Below are 21,691 nucleotides of genomic sequence, written 5' to 3'. Positions count from 1 at the left end.
GCCGACCGCCCGGTCAGCCGACCGGGTCGGTCGCTGTGACCCGGTGGGCCTCGAGACCGGGCACGGCGAGCAGGTCGGCGATGAGCTCCTCGGAGCCGCCGACGTACGTGCTCACCAGGTCGACGTCGCCGCCGACACACCAGGCGCGGTCCTGCGGCCACCACAGGTCGGGGAGTTCGGCGAACTCGTCCAGGCCCTTGGAGGACACGGCGTCGGCCAGCGGTCCCGACAGCAGGATCTCGTCCCGTTCCGGAGTCGGGAAGGTGGGAACGCCCTGCCACTCCCAGCGGCCGTACCCGTGCCACAGTCCGTACCAGCACCGCTCCGCCGTCCCCGTGTGCCGTTCCAGGACGGGGATCAGGGCCTCGGCGACCCCGGCGGGAGTGGGGCCTTCGTCCGGCTGGTCGTCCCAGACGCCGGGCAGTCCGTACTCGGCGTCGTTCCGGTGGAACCGCTCGACGCCGATCACCTCGTGCCAGTCCGTCAGCGCCTTCACCCGCCGCCCGTAGGCGGCGGCGACGGCGTCCCAGCGGACCGGGCGTTCGTCGAGAGCCGCTGGATGCAGCACCCGCGCGTACGCGGGGAACCCGGGTGCCGCGACTCCGGCCACGGTGCCGAAGTCCCCGAAGCCGGGGCGGCGTTCGCTCAGCCAGCGGGCCGGTCCGAGGTCCGTCCTCTCGACGCGCAGACGTCCGTACAGGTCAGGGCCGGGTTCTCGGTCCGACCGGATCCATGTGTCCATCCGGCCAGTCTCCCTCCTCCGGCCGCGGTGGTCGTCTCCGGTTTCCGTCCCACCGCACGTGCCGCGCGACACCCGGGCGATGCACCTGCTGCCGGAGGAGGAGTTCCGGCACCGGCTCGGCGTGCTGGGCAGGCTCCCGGCTGGTCGCCCTGGGCGGCACCGACGACCCCGCCGCCCCGCCGGCCGAGGTCGAACGATGACGCGATCTCGGTACCGATGTCACGGTCCGGATCCTCCCCGGCGGCCACTTCTTCCCCTTCGAGTCGACCGACCAGGTCCCCCCTCGTGCCGGCTGTCTGCGGGTCCCGCTGATCCTTGCCCCATCCGTACGGTCGCGGACCTGGCGGCGACGGTCGACGGGCTCGGGAGCGGGGGGACGACGAAGCCTGATGACCGGCGGGCGGGGGTGGCGGACGTGTTACGCCCCCGCCCCCGTGGCGGGTCCCGGGCGTCGTAGGGTTGCCGCGATCACCGTCGGGACGAGGTCCCGGCACGAGGACACACGGGGGACGCCATGACCATGCACCGGCCCGGACTGCCGGAGGACCTCCCGCCGGGCGAGACGCTGTGGGCCCGCTGGGCACTGCTCGCCGCCGTCGCCGCGACCACCGAGGAGGAGCAGCGCACGAGCGGTTACCGCACCGGCCGTTGGATCGACGCCGAGGGACTGCACTACGACGACTCCGGCTGCACCTGGTGGACCATGTCCCGGATGGGCGAGGGCCGGTACGTGCTGTACGGGGAGGACGAGTCGAGCGGCGTCAAGTGGCACGAACCGCCGATCGACATGCTGGCGGGCGGCCCGGACTGGCTCCCGTACGACGAGCTGCGCGACCGGCTCAAGGGGTACGAGCTGGGGTGCGTCTACTGGTACGAGAACGGGGTGTGGGCCCGCGCGCCGTACCCGGACGGTCTGCGGGACGACGGCCTGGACTGCGGCATGGGCGGCTTCGTGGAGCGGGACCGGGTCCTGGGCGAGCTGTCGGACCACCTCGACGACACGGTCGGCGGGCCGGACGCGGACCGTCTCCTCGCCGACGCGGAGGCGCTGCGGCTGGAGCCGGGACCGTTCCTGGAACGGTTGCGCCCGACCGGCCCCGACGGGGACCCGACGGATCCACCGGCGGTCGCCAGGGCCCTCGTGCTCGCGCGCCTCGGCTGAGGGAAGGCATGCGGGTCCCTCGCCGGGGTAGCCGGGGCATGAGTCCGAGGGAAGGTGGAAGTGTCATGCGACGATCACGTCTCGTGTTCAAGCCGGTCTCGTTCGCCCTGAGTACCGGGGGCGGCTTGCTCGCGGCCGCCGCGTTCAAGAAGACCTGGCAGATCCTGGGGCACGAGGACGACGCGCCGAACGCCACCGACGAGGGGCGGCGCTGGCGCGAGATCCTGGTCGCCGCGGCGATCCAGGGCGCGATCTTCGCCGTGGTGAAGGCGGCCGTGGACCGCGGCGGGGCCACGGCGGTGCGCCGCGTCACGGGCGTCTGGCCGGCCTGACCGGCCCGTGGGACGCCGGGGTCGCGGCCGCCGCGTGCGGGACCCCGGCGCCACGCCCGTTTCCGCCGCCCGGTGAAGGGCCTGCCCCGCCGGCCCATGAAGAGCACGTGCCCAACCGGCCCGTACGGAGCCTGTGCCCCACCAGCCCGTGCGGAACTCCTGCCGCACCGACCCACGGAGTTCCGGCTCCGCCCATGCGAAGGCCCCCGCCTCTCCGGCGGGGGCCTTCGCGCGGGACCTCGGCCCCGAGCGACCTCACGTGCCGGCGGTGGTGATGTCGGCGCAGGCCCGTACGACACCCGCGAGGTCCAGGCCCTCGTCGCGCAGGGCGCGCTGGCGGTCCGCGCCGCTGCCGCCGCTCAGGTGCGCGGCGATCCCCTCGCGCGCCGCGTCGAGGTCCCCGGTATCCCGCAGGGCCTCCTCGGTGTACTGGAGGAGGGCCTCGAAGACCTCTTCGGGGCCGGCCTCCCGCATGGTCAGCGGGTGGAGGAGGGGGCCCCGGAGTCCGGACCGGGCGGCGCGCCATGAGGCCAGCCGCAGCAGACCGGCGGAGATACGGGGAGCGGGCTCGCCGTTGCGCCAGGCGCGGGCGGCGGTCTCCACGAGGGCGCGGGCGAGGGTGGCGACGAGAACGGTCGTGCCGGGTTCCAGACAGACGTCGGCGACCCTGATCTCCACGGTCGGGAAGTTCTTGGAGAGCCGGGCGTCGAAGTAGATCATGCCGGCGTCACGCAGGACGCCGGTCGCCAGCATGTCCGACACCTGCTCGTGGTACCGCTCCGCACTGCCGAACAGTTCGTACGGACCGGCGGACGGCCACCGGTTCCACACCCTGCTGCGGTAGCTGCTGTATCCGCTGTCCTCTCCCTGCCAGAACGGGGAGTTGGCGCTGAGCGCGTTCAGGAGGTAGAGCCAGGGACGGATCCGGTCGAGGACGGCGACTCCCTCCTCGTCGGAGTCCACGGCGACGTGGACATGGCAGCCACACGTCAGCTGCTCCTTGGTGGTGAGAGCGAACTGCTCGGCCATCCACCGGTATCGGACACCGAGATGGCGGGAGGGCTCCACGGGGAGGGGGGAGGTCGCGAGGGCGGCGACGACCGCACCGGACTGCCTGGCGTACCGCAGCGCCTCCCCGCGCAGGCGGACGATCTCGTCCCGAAGTTCGTCCATGTCCTTCATGGGCCGGGTGGAGAACTCCAGCTGCTCCTGGTGCAGCTCCTTCTCGAAACTCTCCCCCGCCTCGTCCCCGGTCCGGGCCACTGACGCGAGTACCGCCGACGAGACGGCGAAGGGCTCGCCCGTCTTCGCGTTGACGAGCATCAGCTCCTCCTCGACACCTACTGTGCGCATGAACGCTCCTGTACGAAAAAACGGGGACGTCCCGCCCCGCCGGCCACCCCGGGTGGGGCCGTCAGCGGTTGCGAGACCGGGATGTCACGCGTATGCCCACTTCGGCGAGGGCGAAGCGTCCTGAGAGAAGAGGGCTCGGACCGGCCTCCCCGGACCGGGCCGAGTGGGTGCCGCGGCCCGCTCGCGCTTCCCGTGCTGTGGGGTGCCGACGGATATTCCCTGGTCCGGCGGGCGACGGCCGGGCAGACTCGCCCCATGGCGGACATGGGGGCGTTTCGGGACGCGGTGGATCAGTGGGCGGCGGACGGGTCCGGCGAGCCCGCGCGTGATCTGGCGGTGCGGCTGGGGTTGCGGACGGCGGTGCTGGTCGAGGGGCCGAGTGATCTGGCGGCCGTCGAGGCGCTGGCCGCGCGGCGGAGCCGGGACCTCGCGGCCGAGGGGGCGACAGTGGTGTCGATGGGCGGGGCGATGAGCGTGGGGCGCTATGCCGACCTGCTCGGGGCGTCCGGACTCGGCCTGCGCCTGACCGGACTGTGCGACGAGCGCGAGCAGCGCTACTACGACCGTGCCCTGCGGCGGGCCGGGGCGCTGTCCGGGGGATTCCTCGTGTGCGCGGCGGACCTGGAGGACGAGCTGATCCGCTCGCTGGGGACGACGAGGGTCGAGGAGATCATCGAGGCGGAGGGCGACCTGCGCGCCTGGCAGACCTTCCTGCACCAGCCCGCGCAGCACGGCCGGCCCCGGCACCGGCAGCTGCGTCGTTTCCTCGGCACGAAGAAGGGCCGCAAGATCCGTTACGGCCGGCTCCTGGTGGAGTCCCTCACCCCTTCGCAGGTGCCGGCGCCGCTCGACGCGCTCTTCGCGCGTCTGTGACGGATGCCCGAGGGGTCGGCCCCGTACTCCCTTCCCTCCGATCCGACCAGTCGGTATGTTGCTCGCGACCGACGAGCAACCCCGGAGGACGACATGCCCGAATCCGAGCCGGCCCGCATCCCCGCCCCCGTATCCCCGCCCGTGGCCGAGAACGCGGTCGAGGGGCACTGTGACCCTCGCTTCAGCTCCGTACGGGAGGCCTTCGAGGCCAACTTCCGCACCCGGGAGGAGCTCGGCGCCGCCGTGACCGTCCAGATCCACGGCGAGACCGTGGTCGACCTGTGGGGAGGCTGGGCGGACTCCGCCCGTACGCGCCGCTGGGAACGCGACACCGTGGTCAACGTCTGGTCCACGACCAAGGGCGTGACCGCCCTCTGCGCCCACATCCTCGCCGATCGCGGGCTGCTCGACCTGGACGCGCCGGTCGCCTCGTACTGGCCGGAGTTCGCGGCCGCGGGCAAGGAGAAGCTGCCCGTACGCCATCTCCTCTCCCACCGCGCGGGCCTCGCGGGCCTGCGTGAGCCGCTCTCGCTCGCCGAGTTCTACGACTGGGAGGTGACGACCGCCCGGCTCGCGGCGACGGAACCGTGGTGGGAGCCCGGCACCCGCTCCGGCTATCACGCCATGACGTACGGGTTCCTTGTGGGCGAGGTGGTCAGGCGTGTCACGGGACGGCTGCCCAGTACCTTCCTCCGGGACGAGATCACCGGGCCCCTCGGCATCGACTTCACCATCGGCCTCCCGGAGCGGGAAGCGGCCCGGGCGGCCGAGCTCGTACACCCCCGCGCCTCGTCCGCGGGGGAGCAGGCCGCGGTCTTCCTGCAGCTGGAGCCCGCCGCGCGGGCCGCACTGGCCAACCCGCTCGTGGGCGCCACCCAGGCCAACAGCCCCGAGTGGCGCGCCGCCGAGGTCCCGGCGGCCAACGGGCACGGAACGGCCCGCGCGGTCGCCCAGCTGTACGGAATCTTCGCCGGGCGCGGCCGGTACGGCGAGCACCGGATCCTGTCCGAGGCGGCGGTCGAACGGGCCCGCCAGGGGCAGGGGGCGGGCCGGGACCTGGTCCTGGGCGCGGGTTTCGCCCACGACACGGAGTGCGCCCTCGGCCTCTGGCTCAGCGGCCCCAACGCTTCCTACGGTCCCAATCCGCGAGCTTTCGGCCATGACGGCTTCGGGGGCTCCTGCGGCCTCGCGGACCCGGAGGCGGGTGTCTCCCTGGGCTACGTGATGAACCGCATGGGACCCCGGATCGCGGACGACCCCCGCAAGATGGCCCTCGTCGAGGCCGTCTACGCGGCCCTCTGAGCCCGGCCGCGACGGGATCCGGACACTCCTTCGCCCGGACGGAGGGAACGATCGCGACATTCGCGGGCGTCCTCACATGCCCCACGGGCCCCGGTGGACAGCCCTTCGTCCGCCCGGCCGGACCCCCCGTCCACCCTCCGGCCCGAGCGGAGGCGACGGCCGGAACTGTGCACCCGCTACGTCCGCCACTCCCCGACGGACGAGCGGGTGACCCGGTCCGCCGGGTCCGGCCACATCCACCGCGCCGGACCCGACGGGGACCCCGACCGGGGCCTGATCTGGCCAAACGGTACGACTTCCTCCGTTTCACCGATGCCGATGTGACGTCAACCCTGTGACAGAAAACGCTTACTGACATGTCGTCAGCAAATTTCGGCAAGCGTTTGCGCCGCGCCACTCCCCCGCCACGCCCCTGACCGCCGAACCCGACGCCTCTGCCCGCACCGGGAGCGCCGGTCGTTCGAACGCGCGTAGATCGGCCGAAAGGCGTTCTTGCCGCCAGGGCCGTCTGCTTCGAGGATTCCCCGTGTCGAGATTGACAGGTTCATGGCGGACAACGCCGCGGGCCGCCCTCTCGGCACCAAGGGGTCGCCCACCCAGCGATTCCCCCCATCCCCCACCGGAGGATCCAGTGAACCTCAAGCGTCTGTCCCCCCTCGGCGCCGCCAAGGGCGCACGGCTGATCGCCGTGGCCTCCGCGCTGCTCGCCGCCTCGGCGCTTGCCGTCCCCAGCTCGTCCGCGGCCACGGCCGGGGACGGCCGGGCCACCGCCACCCAGCTCGCCGCCGCCGACCAGGCCGTACGGGGAGCCGACGTCCCCGGCACCGCGTGGTACACCGACCAGGCGTCCGGGAAGATCGTCGTCACCGCCGACTCGACCGTCTCCGCCGCCGAGATCGCCAAGATCAAGCAGGCGGCGGGCGACCGCGCCTCCTCCCTGGAGATCAAGCGGACGCCCGGCACGTTCACCAAGCTCATCGCGGGCGGCCAGGCCATCTACGCGGGCGGCGGGCGCTGCTCGCTGGGCTTCAACGTCCGCAGCGGCTCGACCTACTACGCCCTGACGGCAGGTCACTGCACCAACATCGGCAGCACCTGGTACACCAACTCCTCCAACACCACCGTGCTGGGCACCCGCGCCGGTTCCAGCTTCCCGAACAACGACTACGGCCTCATCCGCCACTCCAACGCCTCGGCGGCGGACGGCCGGGTCTACCTGTACAACGGGAGCTACCGCGACATCACCGGCGCGGCCAACGCCTCGGTGGGCCAGTCGGTGCAGCGCAGCGGCAGCACCACCGGTCTGCGCGGCGGGACCGTCACCGGTCTCAACGCGACCGTCAACTACGGCGGCGGCGACGTCGTCTACGGCATGATCCAGACCAACGTCTGCGCCGAGCCGGGCGACAGCGGCGGCGCGCTCTTCTCCGGCACCACCGCCCTCGGCCTCACCTCCGGCGGCAGCGGCAACTGCTCCAGCGGCGGCACCACGTTCTTCCAGCCGGTGACGGAGGCGCTCAGCGCGTACGGCGTGAGCGTCTTCTAGCCCGGACAGCAACTGCGGAAGCACGAAGCTCCATCGACAGGCCGGCGGTCCCCTCGGGGTCCGCCGGCCCTGTCGTTCGCCCGGACAGGGGCGCGCGGAGTCACTCGACCGGCCAGGTGTGCGCCGGCACGTTCAGATGCATGTACTCGATGTACTGCCGGGTCATCCGCCGCAAGGCCTGGTGCCGGTCCACATGGACGATGTCGTGCAGATGGTGGAACATCTCGGACTGCCACACCGCGCCGTTGCGCCCGCTCACACACCGCTGCTCGATGATCCCCAGCAGCGGCTCGCGCCGGGCCGCGTCCATGCCCAGCCGTTCGAGGCCGCGGTCCGCCAGCGGCAGCAGGCGCCGCAGCACCAGCTCGGTGACCGGCACCTCGCCCATACCGGGCCAGTACAGCTGCGCGTCGATGCCGTACCGCGCCGCGGTGTGCAGGTTCTCCTCCGCCGCCGCGAACGACATCCGAGACCACACGGGCCGGTCCTCGTCGACCAGGGCGCGGACGAGGCCGTAGTAGAAGGCCCCGTTCGCCATCACGTCGGCCACGGTGGGGCCCGCGGGCAGCACCCTGTTCTCCACGCGCAGATGCGGTACGCCGTCGACGACGGCGTAGACGGGGCGGTTCCAGCGGTAGACCGTCCCGTTGTGGAGGGTGAGCTCGGCGAGGCCGGGGGTTCCGCCTCGGTCGAGAGTCTCTTCAGGGTCCTCGTCGTCGCACAGGGGAAGGAGCGCCGGGAAGTACCGTGCGTTCTCCTCGAAGAGGTCGAAGACGGAGGTGATCCACCGCTCCCCGAACCAGACGCGCGGCCGCACGCCCTGCACCTTGATCTCGTCCGGCCGGGTGTCGGTGGCCTGTTCGAACAGCGGAATGCGCGTCTCCCGCCACAGCTCCTTGGCGAACAGGAAGGGCGAATTCGCGGCCAGGGCCACCTGCACCCCCGCGACGGCCTGTGCCGCGTTCCAGTGGTCGGCGAACTCGTCGGGCGCGACCTGCAGATGGAACTGGGTGCTGGTGCAGGCCGCCTCCGGCGTGATGGTCTCCGCATAGGTCCGCAGTCGCTCCACCCCGTCCACCGCGATCAGCAGGTCCTCGCCCCGCGCGGCGAAGACCTGCTCGTTCAGCAGGCGGTAGCGCGGGTTCTCGGAGAGGGACTCCGGCCCCACGTCCGCCAGTTCGAGCGTCGGCAGAATCCCGATCATGACGAGGTGCGCGCCGATCGCCGCGGCCTTCGCCTCGGCGTGGTTGAGGGCCTCGCGGATCTCCCGCTCCCAGGAGTCGGGGCCGCCGGCCGTGAGCCGCCGCGGCGCGATGTTGATCTCCAGATTGAACCGTCCCAGCTCGGTCGCCCAGGACGGATCCGCGATCGCCGCCAACACGTCCGTGCTGCGCATGGCGGGCTCGGCGTCGGCGTCCACGAGGTTCAGTTCGATCTCCAGACCGACCTGGGGGCGCTCGAAGTCGAACCGCGACTCCCGCAGCATCCGCGCGAACACGTCGAGGCAGGAGTGCACCTTGTTCCGGAAGCGGCGGCGGTCGTCGCGAGTGCACTCCGCCGCCGGGACGTCACGTCCCATCGGTCCCTCCCGAGTCTCGTCGGCACGGACCCCCGGCTCTCAGCGTCCCACTCCGAGGACGCCCCAACCACCGAAGCCGGTGGCGCCGGGCCCGTACCTCCCCCCGTACACGGCGATGACCTGCGGGTTCACCCGCTCGGTGGGTCGGCCCCCGTTCCCGCCCCGGCCCGTCCTCCGGCTCCCGCCGACACGGGGGCCGCTCCGGCGTAGGCTTCGCCCAGCACGAACACGACGGGGGTGGGCGTATGACGGCCGAGACGGCACCGAGGTGGGGATCGACCCTCGATTCGGTCATGGTGTACGCGCAGGGCGCGCTCTGCCACCGGCTGGCCCGGGGCAGCGTGCCACCGGACGGCCGGGTACGGGTCACGGGGCTGCCCCGCTCGCTGGATCCCGGCTCGCTGCGCGCCCGGGTCCTGGGCTCGCCCGGGGTGCGGGTCACCGAGGCCCGGGTGGAGGTCCAGGCACTCACCCACGACGAAGCCGCGCCCGACGGGCTGCGGCGCGAGGTCGAGCGGCTTCGTGAGGCGTACGCGGCGGCAGCGGGGCGCCGGGACCGGCAGCTCGGTCTGATCGCGGAGGTCCGAGGGCTGCGTCCGGTCCCGCCGGGCCGCAAGCGCGAGGATCCGCACCGCCGCACCCCGGTCGACGCGTGGCTGGAGCTCGCCGACTTCGTCGACGAGCGGCTGACCGGACTGCACGCGCGTCTCGCCGAGCTCGAACAGGCGCTGCTCGACGCGGAGCACGAGCTCGACATCGCCGCCGACAGATATGAGCGCGCCTCCACGGACGCCTCGTCGGCGCACGTGGACACCACGGTCTCCGCGCTGCTGACCCTCGCGGGCCCCGCCGACGCGGAGGTGGAACTCGACCTCGAGTACGGGGTGCCGGGCGCCGTCTGGGTCCCGGCCTACCGTCTCACCCACCGTCAGGGCGACGACACCGGGCGACTGGTGCTGCGTGCCTCGGTCGCCCAGCGCACCGGCGAGGACTGGACCGGAGTGCGGGTCGCCCTGGCCACCGCCGACCTGCGCCGCCGCACCGACCTGCCGAGGCTCCGCTCGGTCCGGATCGGACGACGTCAGTCCGCCCCCGCGCCCTCCGGCTGGCGCGAGCCCCCTGCGGGGCTCTCCGACCTCTTCTCCGGGTACGCCGCCGCCGGCCCCCGCCCCGAGTCGGGCGCCGCGGCCAGGGCTGTCGGGGGCGCCGCCGGCGCGCCCGTCGCCGGGGGCGTACCGGAGAGCGCCCGGTACGACGAGGTGTCGCCCCCGCCGTCGGTGGGATACGGCGGGCCCGTTCCACCGCCCCCGCCGTCGGTGGGCTACGGCGGGCCGCCCCCGCCGGCACCTCAGGCCTTCGGCGCCCCGCCGCCCGCGCCGGGCGGAGCGTACGGCTCCGGTCCCACGCGACCGGCCGGCCGTCCCCGTGCCGGTGCCCCGGCCTTCGGAGGGGCGCCTGCCCCCGCCCTGGCCCCCGCGGCTCCGGGGGCTCCCGGCGCTGCCGCACCGCCACCGCCGCCGGCGGCCGGACCGCCCCGGCCGAGCGGCGCCGAACTGGACTACGCCGCCCTGGTCCTCAGCGGCCCCGACGAGCCGGGCGGTCGCCGTGGCCGGCTGTTCCCCGCGTCGCCCTTCGACGCCGTGACGGCCGAGTACCGTCGCCGCGCCGAGGCGGTGGCCGCGCTGCCGCTGCCCGGACACGCCGTGCGGCCCCGGGAGTCGGCGGGCTCGTTCGACCACCGCTTCGACGCCGCCGCCCGTGCCGACGTCCCCTCGGACGGGACCTGGCACACCGTCACCGTCGCCGAGATCCCGGTCGGGCTGCGCACCGAGTACCTGTGCGTGCCGTCCGTGGAGCCGACGGTGTACGCGACGCTCGTGCTCTCCAACGCCACCGACCAGGCGCTGCTCGCCGGGCCGGTGGAGGTCACCGTCGACGACGACTTCCTGCTGACCGCCGCGCTGCCCACGCTCGCCCCCGGCGGCGTCCGCCGGGTGGGGCTCGGGCCCGCCGAGGGTGTGCGGGTCACCCGCCGCACGAACCTGCGCGAGTCGACCTCGGGGCTGCGGAACAACATCACCGTGCTCGACCACCACGTCCATGTCGAGCTGGCCAACCGGCTCGCGCGACCCGTCACCGTCGAGGTACGGGAGCGTGTGCCCGTCGCCTCCGAACCGGACGTCCGCATCGAGGAGCGGGCGGGCTGGACGGCGCCCGCGGAGGGCGGGCCCGAGCATCACGCCCCCGGCACCCGCCTCTGGCGCGTGGACCTTCCCGCAGGTGGCACCACCGCCCTCGACGGCGGTTACGAGATCCGCATCCCGGCCGGCAAAGCCCTGGTCGGCGGCAACCGCAGGAGCTGAGACGCCCCATGTCCACGGTCTCGAAGACGATCGCCGTCCCCGTCACCGCCGTCACCCTCCTGGAGGACCGGGCCCACGTCGAGCGCGCCCTCGCACTCGACCTGGAGGCCGGGGTGCAGCGGCTGCGCCTCGGCCCGGTCAGCGCGCTGGCCGTCGACCGTACCCTCCACGCGGAGCTGCTCTCCGCCGACCCGGCCACCGTGCTCGACGTCCGCGTCGTCCGGGACTGGACGCCCCGTGGCCCCCGGCCGCCGGCCGACGACGAGTCCGCGCTGCGCCACCGAGCCCACGCCGTGGAGGAGGAGCGGCTCGACCTCGAGCGGCGGCGCGAGCGGCTGCAGGCGCGCCTGGACCTCCTCGGCCGCCTCGCCTCCGATGTGCTGCGGGAGATCGGCGAGGGCGCCGGCTCCGGGGAGAGCGAGAGCCCTCGCTGGGCCCGCGAACTGGACCGGGTGGACGCCGAGCGCGACACCTGCGGCGAGCGGCTGCGTGCCGTGGACGCCCGGCTGTCCGCGCTCGCCGCCGAACTCCGTGAGGTCCGGCAGGCCGTGGACATGACGGAGGAGGAGCCCGCCGAGCTGGTCGCCCACATCGAGCTGACCGTGGACGCCCCGGTCGCCGGGCCGGTCGAACTGCGTCTGAGCCATCTCACGCCGTGCGCGCTGTGGCGGCCCGCCTACCGGGCCGTGCTAGACGGAGACGCGCTGACGCTGGAGACCGAGGCGGTGGTCTGGCAGCACACCGGCGAGGACTGGTCCGACGCCCGGCTGACGCTGTCGACGGCCCGTTCGGCGCTCGCGACCGATCCACCCCGTCTGACGGAGGACCGGCTGACGCTCAAGGACCGCACGGCCGCGGAGCGCCGCACGGTCGACGTCGAGCTGCGCGAGGAGGAGATCGGGGACCTGGGGCCGGCTCCGGTGGTCGGCCTGCCGGGGGTCGACGACGGAGGCGAGGCGCGAGTGCTGCACTCCCCCGCGCCGGTGTCGGTGCCCTCGGACGGCCGCGCACACCGGGTGCCGCTGTCCGCCTTCACCACGGCCGCGCGCCGCGAGTACGCCTGCTCGCCCGAGCTGTCGCCGCTGGTCACCGAGGTGGTGCGGTTCGACAACCTGTCCGGGCACGTGCTGCTCGCGGGGCCCGTGGACCTCGTCCGCGGCAGTGGCTTCAGCGGTCGCGGCGCGCTGGAGTTCACCACCCCGGGGGCCCCGGTCGAGCTGGCGTTCGGCAGCCGCGACGATCACCGGGTGGTGCGCGAGACCGAGGAGTCGCGCGACACCGCCGGAATCACCCAGCGGACGGTGGTGACCCGCACGGTCCGGCTGCACCTGTCGCGGTTCTCCGCGCCCGGGGAGCGCGGTGAGCGGGTGGTCGTCCTCCGGGAGCGCGTCCCGGTGTCCGAGGTCTCGGCCGTGGAGGTGCGCCTGCGCAAAGAGGCGTGCTCGCCCGCGCCCGACACGGTCGATGCCGAGGGCGTCGCCCGCTGGGACGTCGCCCTTCCGCCGGGCGGCCGCCGGACGGTAACCCTGGTCTACGAGCTGTCGGCGAGCGCCAAGGTCGCCGGGCTCTGAGCCCGCGGTCCCCGCTCCGGGTGAGGGGCGGGGACCGGCCAAGCGGTCGAGCGCTCGCGGAGTGTGCCGGTTCTTCCCCGGCCTCCGGAATTCGGCCGTCTGTTACGGGGTGGTGCCCTGCGTGTTCTCTCCGCGGGGCGGTGTGCGGTGCGCGACCATACGAACGCCACGTCGCAGTCTTGACCCGACGAAGCGGACGACGTCAAGCAGGCGGCCGGCAGACGGAAACACCGCGACAGGAAGAAGGACGGACGTGTCCGGCAGCGAAAGCGAGAACCCGGCAATCCCCTCCCCGGCCCCCGCGCCGACCCGCCCCAGGACGAACCGTGACTGGTGGCCGAACCAGCTGGACCTCCAGGTACTCCATCAGAATTCGTCCCAGTCCGATCCCATGGACGAGGACTTCGACTACGCGAGGGAATTCGCGACTCTGGACGTCGACGCGCTGAAGCGGGACGTGTTCGAGGTGATGACGGCCTCGCAGGACTGGTGGCCCGCCGACTACGGTCACTACGGGCCGCTCTTCATCCGGATGAGCTGGCACGCGGCGGGGACGTACCGCATCGAGGACGGCCGGGGCGGTGGCGGTGACGGCGCCCAGCGTTTCGCTCCGCTGAACAGCTGGCCGGACAACGCGAGCCTCGACAAGGCCCGCCGACTGCTCTGGCCGGTCAAGCAGAAATACGGCCGGAAGATCTCCTGGGCCGATCTGCTGGTCTTCGCCGGTAACTGCGCCATGGAATCCATGGGGTTCAAGACGTTCGGTTTCGGATTCGGCCGGGAGGACATCTGGGAGCCCGAGGAGGTCTTCTGGGGGCCGGAGGACTCCTGGCTGGGAGATGAGCGGTACAGCGGTGACCGGGAACTCACCGGTCCTTTCGGCTCCGTGCAGATGGGGCTGATCTACGTCAATCCGGAAGGTCCCAACGGCAATCCGGATCCGATCGCGGCCGCCCGGGACATTCGCGAGACGTTCGGGCGCATGGCGATGAACGACGAGGAGACGGCCGCTCTGATCATCGGCGGCCACACGTTCGGCAAGTGCCACGGAGCGGTCGATCCGGATTGCATCGGTCCGGAGCCGGAGGCGGCCCCCATCGAGCAGCAGGGCATCGGCTGGCGGAACACGTGCGGCAGCGGTGTCGGCGGCGACTCGCTCACCAGCGGCCTCGAGGGCGCGTGGACCTCCGAGCCGACGAAGTGGGACAACGGCTACCTGGACAACCTGTTCCGCTACGACTGGGAGCTGACGAGGAGCCCGGCGGGCGCGAAGCAGTGGACGCCCACCGATCCCTCGGCCCGGAACACGGTGCCCGACGCCCATGATCCGGCGAAGCGGCACGCGCCCATGATGCTGACGACGGACCTCGCGCTGAAGCTGGATCCGGTCTACGGTCCGATCGCCAAGGGTTTCCACGAGAACCCCGACCGGCTGGCGGAGGCCTTCGCCAAGGCCTGGTACAAGCTGCTGCACCGCGACATGGGGCCCGTCTCGCGGTATCTCGGTCCGTGGGTCCCCGAGCCGCAGCTGTGGCAGGATCCGGTGCCCGCGGTCGATCACACGCTCGTCACGGACGCGGACGTCGCCGACCTCAAGGGCAGGATCCTCACGTCGGTACCGACGCTCTCCCACCTGGTCACCACGGCGTGGGCGTCGGCGGCGAGCTTCCGCGGCACCGACAAGCGCGGCGGTGCCAACGGGGCACGGATCCGGCTCGCGCCGCAGCGGGACTGGGAGGTGAACGACCTCCCCGAGGTGGCCGGAACGGTACAGGCACTCGATCAGATCCGGCAGGAGTTCGACGCCTCCCGGTCCGACGGCGTGCGGGTGTCGCTCGCCGACCTGATCGTGCTCGGCGGCTGCGCGGCCGTCGAGCAGGCCGCGCGGAACGCCGGGTACGGCATCACCGTCCCCTTCTCCCCGGGGCGTATGGACGCCTCGCAGGAGCAGACCGACACGGAGACGTTCGCCGTGCTCGAACCGAAGGCGGACGGGTTCCGCAACTACCTCCCGGCGGGAGAGAAGCTGTCACCGGAGACCCTGCTGCTCGACCGGGCCAACCTGCTCACCCTGACCGCTCCCGAGATGACGGTGCTGATCGGCGGCATGCGGGCCATGGACGCCGGGTTCCGGGGAGTCCGGCACGGGGTGTTCACCGACCGGCCCGGCGCGTTGACCACCGACTTCTTCGTGAACCTGCTGGACATGGGCACGGAGTGGAAGGCGTCGACCGAGACCGAGAACGTCTTCGAGGGCCGGGACCGTTCGACGGGTGAGATCCGGTGGACCGCCACCGCCGTCGACCTCGTCTTCGGCTCGCACTCTCAGCTCCGGGCGATCGCGGAGGTCTACGCGTCCCAGGACGCGGGCGAGAAGTTCGTACGGGACTTCGTGGCGGCGTGGAACAAGGTGATGAACCTCGACCGGTTCGACCTGTCCTGATCCCGGCGCCCGCCTGGGCCGAGGAGCGGGTCCGGGACTACGGGGGTGCCTGCGGGCGCTCCCGTACCGGCGCCCCGCCCTCCCCCTCAGGACGGCATGTCCGCCAGTGCCTCGTCCGTGTCCCCGTACACGCGGAAGACGGTCCGCGCTCCCGTGATCTCTAGCATGCGGGCCACGGGAGCGCGCAGGGCCGCGAGGTCCAGACGCCCGCCGCCGCGCTGCATCCTCAGCCGGGCCTTGAGCAGCAGGTTGAGCCCGGTCGAATCGCAGAACCGCAGTCCTGAGCAGTCGACGACGATGCGGCCGGGACCGGTGCACTCCTCCAGGGCGTCGCGCAGGGGCGCGGCCGTCTCGTAGTCGAGTTCCCCGCGGACGGCGAGTACCACCGTCCCGGAGGGGCCGCGGGGCCGGACGAGGACGGCGACGGGTTCCACCCGCTCGTCGTGGGCGGCGCTGTGGGGCTTTCCGACGCGTTCCGGTCCGACCTCTGTCTCCGCACGGTTGTCACCCTGCATGGGATCTCCGGCCTCCTTCCCGTCGCTGGTGTCACCTCGGTGCCGCGGGTCTCTCCGCCGGAGGCGGCGGCTGCGCGGCTACCCGGTCCGGGTGCCTCGTACTCACCGAAGCGGAGTACGCCTCACCTCTCCGGTGCTCGGGGGGTCGACGTCCTCCGCTTGGACCAACGGACCACCAGACGCATCAGGGTGACGAGGGTCAGGACCCAGGCGGCGGCGAAGGCCCAGATCAGGAGGGGGGCCTCGGTGGCGACGGCCAGGACCAGCAGGGTCAGCGGCAGGGCGCCGAGGGCCCCCAGGGCGAGGACCGTCGGTCGTCCGCGCTCGGTGCCGGCCGCTTGCGGGGGCCCGCGGCGCTTGGTGTGCAGTCTGCGGGCGAGCGGCCGGTCCTGTTCCAGTTGCTGCTCGATCTCCGCAAAGATGCGTCGCTCCCGTTCAGAGAGCCGGGCCTCGTCCATCACGGGCACCTCCCGCCGTACGACCGGCGTCCTGATCTGCCGCTGCCCAGACGGGCGCGGCTCAATCGCGTGTCCTGGGATCCGCCGCAGCACGTCCGTCTCCGCCTGCCGGGGCCGCGCGGCAGGCTGGGAGACCCGGTTCAGGTCGCCGCTGTTCCGGACGGCCACCGCGAGGCGACGCCCCGGGGCTCTTCGCGCATGGGTGGGGAGGGGCGCGCGTGAGAGCGGTTCGCCGAGGGGTCACGGTCGCCACCGTGCTCGAACGTCCGGGTGAGCGAGGAGTGTTCGGCCATCCGGCGACGCGGGGCGCCGTCGAGCGGGCTGCGCTCGACCTCCCGGAGGAGCAGGACCGTGCCCGGACGCGTTCTCCCCGGCGTTCGGGGTAGCCGCATGTTCTGGCCCCGCGACGAGCAGCGGCGGCACCTGTGAGGAGGAAGCTCCATGAACCTTGCCGAAGGCCGCACCGCGGACTCCCGCGTGTCCCCGGGTGATCCGATTCCCGCGCGGATCGCGGGCGTCGCGGCACGCGCCACGGGCGCGCCGCCGGAACAGGACCTTCCGCTGGACCACACGCAGGCCATCCTTGAGGTCACCAAGGAGATCGCCGGCGTCCTCAAGGCGTCGGACTGCCCGTTCGCCCTGGTCGGGAGCGTCGCGGCCTACGCCTACGGGATCCCGGTGCGGTTGCAGCACGACACGGACTTCGCCGTGCGGCGCGAGGACGCCGACACCGTCACGGGCCTGCTGCGCGAGCACGGCATCGAGATCGTCGACCCGCCGGAGGACTGGCTGGTCAAGGCCCGCAGGGGCGGCGAGCACATCGACCTGATCTTCTCCCTCGCGGGCCGCCCCGTGACGACCGAGCTGCTCGAACGGGCGTGGACGCTTCCCGTGGACTCGGTGCACATGCCGGTCATCGACCCGACCGACCTCATGGTGGGGCGGCTGGCCGCCCTGTCCGAGCACCACTGCGACTACGGCAAGCTCCTACCGGTCGCGCGGGGCGTGCGCGAGCGGGTCGACTGGGACCGCGTACGCGAGGAGACCGGGGACAGGCCGATGGCGGCCGCCTTCCTGTACCTCCTTGAGCTCCTCGACGTGATCCGGCCGAGCGACGCCGCAGAGGGGAGCGGGCCGGGCGAGTGAGCCCGCGGTCTGCGGGCAGTCGCCCACCGCGTGGAAAGGAGGAGCCGTCATGCTTCTCATCGGCCTTCTGCTGCTCGTCGCCGCCGGCGTCTTCACCGGGCTGCTCATCGCGGACTACACCTCCGGGGGTCCGGAGTACGAGGCCACGGTCCTCGACCGGACCGTCGGTACGGTCGACACCCTGGGCGCCTTCCTCGCCGGCATCGGTGTCACCCTCGTCTTCTGCCTCGCCCTGGCCATGATCTTCGCCGGCATGGCGCGGCGCCGGCGTGCGCGCGCCCGCGAGTCGCGTGCGGAGTACCGCCGGTCGGAGGCGCCGCCGCGCGAGGACCGGGGTGCGGACGACCAGGACACGGACTACCGCCGGTCGGATGCGTCGCCGCGCGACGACCGTGGTACGTATGACCCCGACACCGACTACCGCAGGACGGAGGCACCGCCGCGCGAGGACCGCGGGGAGCCGTCGACCCAGGCCCATGGCACCCGTCCGGGGCTGTGGGAGCGGATGACCGGCAAGGAGGACGAGGGGCCTCGGTGACGTCCACGCGGCCCTCGGGCCCGCGCCCCGGCCGGCGGTCGCAGGTTCTCGACCACCGACCGGGGCAAGCGGGGGTACCGCGTGAGGGTCAGGCCGTGTGGAGCGTCAGGCCGTAGCGGCCGAGGATCTCGTTGACGGGCTGGAACCAGGTCTCGCCGCCGGTGGAGCAGTTGCCCCAGCCTCCGGAGGTGACGCCCTGGGCCTGGTCCCCGCTGATGAACGCACCGCCGGAGTCACCGCCCTCGGCGCACACGCTGGTCTTCGTCATCTGGTGCACCGCCCCCTGGCTGTAGTTGACCGTCTGGTTCTTGGCCAGGACGGTGCCGCAGTGCCAGCGGGTCGTGGAGCCGGAACGGCACACGGACGCCCCCACGGGCGCCTCGGCCGAGCCGCGGACGAGCCGGTCCGGGACCGTCCCCCAGCCGAGCACCACCGGGACCGTCCACCAGCCGCTGTGGATGCTCACGTACGCGTAGTCGTCGCCGGGGAACGAGGAGCCCTGGAACGTACCCATCGCGGAGCCGTCCCAGCCGCGGACCGCGGCCCCGGCCCGGCCGCAGTGCCCGGCGGTGACGAAGCCGCCGTGCACGGAGAACCCGATGGAGCAGCGGACGTTGCCGGTGTAGTAGGGGTCGCCGCCGACGGTTCCGGCGGCGTACGTACGGGGTGCGGCCGCCGTCTCGGCGACGGTGACGGGGCCGGTGGCGCGGGCCCCCTCGACGAAGGCGCGCACGGCGGGCAGGTCCCGGTCGGCGCGGACGACGGTGACGACGACGCTGTTGGACCGCGGGTCGACGTGCCAGCCGGCGACCCCGGCCGGGGCGGCGCGGGTGTCGAGCCGGGCTTTGACGCGGTCGAGTGCGCCGGCGCTGTGCCGGACGAGCCGGGTGTCGGCGCCGAGCGCCCGGACCTCCGCCTCCTCGCCACGGTCGGTGAGGCCGACGACGAGCCGTCCGCTGCGTACGTCGAACCAGGCGCCGCCGAACGATTCACCCGCCGCCCGTCGCGCTTCGGCCTCCACGCGCGCGGCGTCCCGTTCGGCCTGCAGCCGTTCGGCGGCCTGGTGGTCCGTGAGCCCGAGGTCCCGGCGCATCGCGTCGAGGAGACCGGCCGAGGCGGTGGGCGTGGCGCCGGGGGATTCCGCGCTCGCGGGGACGGTGTGGGCGGCGCCGAGTCCGACGGCGAGCATGAGGGCGGCGACGGTGGCGCGCAGGGTGGATGTACGTCTCACAGGAGCCTCCTGGTGGGGGAAAGAGGACGTTGAGAGCGCTCTCAGGCGGGTACGGCGAGTACGTTAGCGGCCCACACTTGTCAGGTCCATACCATGGACAGATCCCGGGACGGGCGATCCCCTATCGGCACCGACGCGGCGGGCGACCTCGTCCGCGCCTTCCACCGCGGGCGACGCGGGCCTGACGTCTCCACGGACCTGCACGACCGGGACGCCGAGAACCCCCCGTCACGAGCCCTGCGCCTACGGCGCGGACATCGTCTGCCACCGCCACCATCGACCGCGCCGAACTCCTCAGTCAGGTCGTCGAGCTGACGGATCGTCCGGTGACGGGCGGTGCCGGGGCAATCGCGAGGGCCGGGTCCGTCGACTGACGGACCCGGCCCGTGACGCGGTCAGACGCGGTCAGACGCGGTCGGCCGCGATCAGGACGTACTGGAAGGAGCCGTCCTTGTAGGAGTTGATGAACGCCTCCTCGATGCCGGTGACGAGGGACGAGGTGGCCCGCAGCTCCCAGTACGGCAGGGTGTCGGGCGTCAGGTCGATGACGGCCTGCGGTACGAGACGGTTGTCGGCCATCGCGCGCAGGTACTCGCGGCGGGAGTGGATGTTGCACTCGAAGTGCGCGTTGATCTGGGAGACCCACTTCGAGGGCTGGCCGTACCGCGGGTTCCAGCAGCCGGTGATGGTCACGTAACGGCCGCCGACCGCGAGGACGCGGGAGTGCTCGGCGAAGAGGTCGTGCAGGTCGACGTACATGCTCGACTCGTTGTTCCACGAGCCGGCGGCCTGCCCCGTCCCGAGGGGCATGTCGAGCATGTTGCAGACCCGGGCGCGCACGTGGTCCGCGATGCCGAGTTCCTTGGCGCGCCGGTTGCCGAAGTCGGCCTGCTTGGCGGAGAGGGTGACGCCCTCGACCTTGCAGCCGAAGCGCTGGTGGGCCATGACCATCGAACCGCCGCGGCCGCAGCCGGCGTCCACGAGCGTGTCGTCACGCCCGATGGAGCCGAGGTGGTCGAGGAGCACCTCCGCCTGCGCGGACTCGAGCCGGTGCAGCTCGGCGATCAGCTTCTTCTCGTACTCACTGTCCTCGACGTCCCCGAGGGCCGCGTGGTCGACGTCGCCGATGCCGTAGTGGTGGTGGTAGAGGCCGTCGACATCACCCAGGCGCAGGTTCACGGGCCTGGCCTCGGCGTTCCAGTAGCGGGCGATGTCACCCTGGTACGGCGTCGCCGGCGAGGGGACGAACGCGGAGGTGCCGCTGACGGTGGTGCACTCGGTGCTGGTCATGGAGAAATCCCTTCCTTACCAGAAATCGGGCAGGCTGTAGCGATAGGTGTTCGTCTGGTGCCAGTAGTGGTTGCCGTCGACCCATACGGCCACTCCGCGAAGGAAGCGCAGCACGCTCGGGACGGGGCAGGCGGCGGCGAGATCGGCGGCCGCGGCTTCGAAGCCGCGCATGAGGTCGTTGTGGACCTCGACGGCCTTCAGATACCCCTCCTTGTCGGAGAGGCCCTCCCGTTCGGCGATCACCACGGGCAGGTTCAGGTGTCTGCCGGGACTGGCGAGCTCCTTCGTGTACGAGTACAGGTCGTTCACGATGGTGGTGGCGTTCCCGGCGAGCGCCAGGACGCGCTGCATGGCGGGCTGGGCGTGCAGGTCCGCGGGCAGTTCGTAGCCGCCGACGGTGTCCGTGATGGTGGGGCAGGGGCGGAAGTTGTTGAACTGGCGCATCGCCAGGTACTCCCACACCTCCGGCACGTGGTCCGTCTCCGCCCAGGCCGCCTCCGCGAGGTACCCCAGGTGGAGCCGGGCCATGTCGTGCCGGAACCGGTCGGCCTGGGAGGCGGTGGCCTGGCCGACGAAGTACTCCATGGCGGAGCGGTAGGCGCGCCGCGGGGCGTCCGCGTGGAGCGAGTCCGCCCACCCCTGTCGGTACTCCGTCGTCGTGTGCAGCGGGTCGAGGGCGGTGTGGGCGAGGAGGAGGCGACCGCCGAGGCCGACGGGTGAGCCGCCGTGGTCCTCGCAGTAGCAGTCGTCGAGGGCGTTCTCGGCGACCATGAGGCGGGTGGCGAGCATCAGGTGCTCGACGGTCGGGGCGTCCGGGTGGCAGGCGACCATGTAGCGCCCGACGGAGAACCCGTCGAACTCGCCCTCCCAGTCCTCGGGGAAGAGCTGGACCTCGTCCTGGGCCCAGGCCTTGATCCGCCGGCTGACCTCGTCCACGCGCACCGGGTCCGGTTCCGCTACGGGGTGGAAGTAGAGGCCCGGGAGGGGACGGCCCTCCGCCGGTGCCGCGGGGGCCGCGGGCTCCGGCGCCGCCGCGCGCGGGGCGAGCGACAGACCCGTCGTGCCGAGCCCGGTGGGGCCGTGCGGGATCCATGCCGGGCCGGGCCTGGGCGGGGCGGCGGTCCCGGTGGGCGCGGCCGCCCGGCCGAGGACGTGCGCCCCGAAGTGGGCGGCGGCGGTGGGCAGGCTCGACTGCAGAGGGGAAGACCCGGGTTCGGGCATCCGCGACTCCTTGGTGAGGGGGTGAA

Annotated in this window: 18 protein-coding genes; 10 read left to right on the top strand and 8 right to left on the bottom strand. The window is 72.9% G+C overall.

Annotated elements, in window-relative coordinates; genetic code table 11:
- Positions 1-13: 13 nt before the first annotated feature.
- On the bottom strand, positions 14-742 hold the full coding sequence (locus ABZ567_RS18100; RefSeq protein WP_360790609.1) for a hypothetical protein: 729 nt from the start codon (positions 740-742) through the stop codon (positions 14-16).
- A 514-nt stretch (positions 743-1,256) separates the two neighbouring features.
- On the opposite strand from ABZ567_RS18100, the gene ABZ567_RS18095 reads away from it, so the two are divergent.
- Together ABZ567_RS18095 and ABZ567_RS18090 are read left to right on the top strand one after the other, a co-directional pair.
- Positions 1,257-1,904, top strand: a complete 648-nt coding sequence (locus tag ABZ567_RS18095) for a hypothetical protein (protein ID WP_360790606.1) — start codon at positions 1,257-1,259, stop codon at positions 1,902-1,904.
- Positions 1,905-1,969: 65 nt separating this feature from the next.
- The gene (locus ABZ567_RS18090) at positions 1,970-2,236 is read left to right on the top strand and encodes a DUF4235 domain-containing protein (protein ID WP_360790603.1); all 267 of its coding nucleotides are present in this window, start codon (positions 1,970-1,972) and stop codon (positions 2,234-2,236) included.
- A 255-nt stretch (positions 2,237-2,491) separates the two neighbouring features.
- Here the strand turns inward: ABZ567_RS18090 and ABZ567_RS18085 are convergent, their stop codons facing one another.
- Positions 2,492-3,589, bottom strand: coding sequence for a glutamate--cysteine ligase (locus ABZ567_RS18085; RefSeq protein ID WP_360790600.1), 1,098 nt, complete (start codon positions 3,587-3,589; stop codon positions 2,492-2,494).
- A gap of 255 nt (positions 3,590-3,844) precedes the next feature.
- Here ABZ567_RS18085 and ABZ567_RS18080 point away from each other — a divergent pair, with 255 nt between their 5' ends.
- The 3 genes from ABZ567_RS18080 to ABZ567_RS18070 all read left to right on the top strand — a co-directional run bounded on the left by ABZ567_RS18080 (position 3,845) and on the right by ABZ567_RS18070 (position 7,310).
- Complete coding sequence (locus ABZ567_RS18080; protein ID WP_360790597.1) at positions 3,845-4,462, top strand: TOPRIM nucleotidyl transferase/hydrolase domain-containing protein; 618 nt, start codon at positions 3,845-3,847, stop codon at positions 4,460-4,462.
- Positions 4,463-4,603: 141 nt separating this feature from the next.
- Positions 4,604-5,764: a serine hydrolase domain-containing protein gene (locus tag ABZ567_RS18075; protein ID WP_360790927.1), complete on the top strand. Its 1,161-nt coding sequence runs from the start codon at positions 4,604-4,606 to the stop codon at positions 5,762-5,764.
- Positions 5,765-6,395: 631 nt separating this feature from the next.
- Positions 6,396-7,310 carry a S1 family peptidase gene (locus ABZ567_RS18070; RefSeq protein WP_360790594.1) on the top strand — a complete coding sequence of 305 codons (915 nt, stop codon included), beginning with the start codon at positions 6,396-6,398 and terminating at the stop codon, positions 7,308-7,310.
- Positions 7,311-7,410: 100 nt separating this feature from the next.
- Here the strand turns inward: ABZ567_RS18070 and ABZ567_RS18065 are convergent, their stop codons facing one another.
- Positions 7,411-8,889: a glutamate--cysteine ligase gene (locus ABZ567_RS18065; protein ID WP_360790591.1), complete on the bottom strand. Its 1,479-nt coding sequence runs from the start codon at positions 8,887-8,889 to the stop codon at positions 7,411-7,413.
- 293 nt (positions 8,890-9,182) lie between these two features.
- On the opposite strand from ABZ567_RS18065, the gene ABZ567_RS18060 reads away from it, so the two are divergent.
- The 3 genes from ABZ567_RS18060 to katG all read left to right on the top strand — a co-directional run bounded on the left by ABZ567_RS18060 (position 9,183) and on the right by katG (position 15,266).
- The gene (locus ABZ567_RS18060; protein ID WP_360790589.1) at positions 9,183-11,252 is read left to right on the top strand and encodes a DUF4139 domain-containing protein; all 2,070 of its coding nucleotides are present in this window, start codon (positions 9,183-9,185) and stop codon (positions 11,250-11,252) included.
- An 8-nt stretch (positions 11,253-11,260) separates the two neighbouring features.
- Positions 11,261-12,823, top strand: a complete 1,563-nt coding sequence (locus ABZ567_RS18055) for a mucoidy inhibitor MuiA family protein (RefSeq protein ID WP_360790586.1) — start codon at positions 11,261-11,263, stop codon at positions 12,821-12,823.
- 253 nt (positions 12,824-13,076) lie between these two features.
- Positions 13,077-15,266, top strand: a complete 2,190-nt coding sequence (gene katG, locus ABZ567_RS18050; RefSeq protein ID WP_360790583.1) for a catalase/peroxidase HPI — start codon at positions 13,077-13,079, stop codon at positions 15,264-15,266.
- 86 nt (positions 15,267-15,352) lie between these two features.
- Here the strand turns inward: katG and ABZ567_RS18045 are convergent, their stop codons facing one another.
- Both ABZ567_RS18045 and ABZ567_RS18040 read right to left on the bottom strand, forming a co-directional pair.
- Positions 15,353-15,781 carry an STAS domain-containing protein gene (locus ABZ567_RS18045; RefSeq protein WP_360790580.1) on the bottom strand — a complete coding sequence of 143 codons (429 nt, stop codon included), beginning with the start codon at positions 15,779-15,781 and terminating at the stop codon, positions 15,353-15,355.
- Positions 15,782-15,903: 122 nt separating this feature from the next.
- Positions 15,904-16,239, bottom strand: a complete 336-nt coding sequence (locus ABZ567_RS18040; protein ID WP_360790578.1) for a DUF3040 domain-containing protein — start codon at positions 16,237-16,239, stop codon at positions 15,904-15,906.
- Between the two features lie 441 nt (positions 16,240-16,680).
- On the opposite strand from ABZ567_RS18040, the gene ABZ567_RS18035 reads away from it, so the two are divergent.
- Positions 16,681-17,385, top strand: coding sequence for a nucleotidyltransferase family protein (locus ABZ567_RS18035; RefSeq protein ID WP_360790575.1), 705 nt, complete (start codon positions 16,681-16,683; stop codon positions 17,383-17,385).
- A gap of 49 nt (positions 17,386-17,434) precedes the next feature.
- Positions 17,435-17,923, top strand: coding sequence for a hypothetical protein (locus ABZ567_RS18030; RefSeq protein ID WP_360790572.1), 489 nt, complete (start codon positions 17,435-17,437; stop codon positions 17,921-17,923).
- A gap of 88 nt (positions 17,924-18,011) precedes the next feature.
- Here the strand turns inward: ABZ567_RS18030 and ABZ567_RS18025 are convergent, their stop codons facing one another.
- From ABZ567_RS18025 to ABZ567_RS18015, 3 genes are all read right to left on the bottom strand, one after another.
- Positions 18,012-19,154, bottom strand: coding sequence for a S1 family peptidase (locus ABZ567_RS18025; protein ID WP_360790570.1), 1,143 nt, complete (start codon positions 19,152-19,154; stop codon positions 18,012-18,014).
- Positions 19,155-19,559: 405 nt separating this feature from the next.
- Positions 19,560-20,444: a geranyl diphosphate 2-C-methyltransferase gene (locus ABZ567_RS18020; RefSeq protein ID WP_360790567.1), complete on the bottom strand. Its 885-nt coding sequence runs from the start codon at positions 20,442-20,444 to the stop codon at positions 19,560-19,562.
- 15 nt (positions 20,445-20,459) lie between these two features.
- Positions 20,460-21,665, bottom strand: a complete 1,206-nt coding sequence (locus tag ABZ567_RS18015) for a family 2 encapsulin nanocompartment cargo protein terpene cyclase (RefSeq protein ID WP_360790564.1) — start codon at positions 21,663-21,665, stop codon at positions 20,460-20,462.
- Positions 21,666-21,691 lie beyond the last annotated feature (26 nt).

It is taken from the genome of Streptomyces sp. NPDC016459, assembly GCF_040632845.1.
Lineage (GTDB): Bacteria > Actinomycetota > Actinomycetes > Streptomycetales > Streptomycetaceae > Streptomyces.
Note: the sequence above shows the minus strand (reverse complement) of the source record. Positions and strands in the feature narration are given on the sequence as shown.

Bases quoted from the DNA above. Each gene is read 5' to 3' on its own strand.
- ABZ567_RS18100 (WP_360790609.1), bottom strand. From the start codon at position 742: ATGGACACATGGATCCGGTCGGACCGAGAACCCGGCCCTGACCTGTAC.
- ABZ567_RS18095 (WP_360790606.1), top strand. From the start codon at position 1,257: ATGACCATGCACCGGCCCGGACTGCCGGAGGACCTCCCGCCGGGCGAG.
- ABZ567_RS18090 (WP_360790603.1), top strand. From the start codon at position 1,970: ATGCGACGATCACGTCTCGTGTTCAAGCCGGTCTCGTTCGCCCTGAGT.
- ABZ567_RS18085 (WP_360790600.1), bottom strand. From the start codon at position 3,589: ATGCGCACAGTAGGTGTCGAGGAGGAGCTGATGCTCGTCAACGCGAAG.
- ABZ567_RS18080 (WP_360790597.1), top strand. From the start codon at position 3,845: ATGGCGGACATGGGGGCGTTTCGGGACGCGGTGGATCAGTGGGCGGCG.
- ABZ567_RS18065 (WP_360790591.1), bottom strand. From the start codon at position 8,889: ATGGGACGTGACGTCCCGGCGGCGGAGTGCACTCGCGACGACCGCCGC.
- ABZ567_RS18060 (WP_360790589.1), top strand. From the start codon at position 9,183: ATGGTGTACGCGCAGGGCGCGCTCTGCCACCGGCTGGCCCGGGGCAGC.
- ABZ567_RS18055 (WP_360790586.1), top strand. From the start codon at position 11,261: ATGTCCACGGTCTCGAAGACGATCGCCGTCCCCGTCACCGCCGTCACC.
- ABZ567_RS18045 (WP_360790580.1), bottom strand. From the start codon at position 15,781: ATGCAGGGTGACAACCGTGCGGAGACAGAGGTCGGACCGGAACGCGTC.
- ABZ567_RS18040 (WP_360790578.1), bottom strand. From the start codon at position 16,239: ATGGACGAGGCCCGGCTCTCTGAACGGGAGCGACGCATCTTTGCGGAG.
- ABZ567_RS18035 (WP_360790575.1), top strand. From the start codon at position 16,681: ATGAACCTTGCCGAAGGCCGCACCGCGGACTCCCGCGTGTCCCCGGGT.
- ABZ567_RS18030 (WP_360790572.1), top strand. From the start codon at position 17,435: ATGCTTCTCATCGGCCTTCTGCTGCTCGTCGCCGCCGGCGTCTTCACC.
- ABZ567_RS18020 (WP_360790567.1), bottom strand. From the start codon at position 20,444: ATGACCAGCACCGAGTGCACCACCGTCAGCGGCACCTCCGCGTTCGTC.
- ABZ567_RS18015 (WP_360790564.1), bottom strand. From the start codon at position 21,665: ATGCCCGAACCCGGGTCTTCCCCTCTGCAGTCGAGCCTGCCCACCGCC.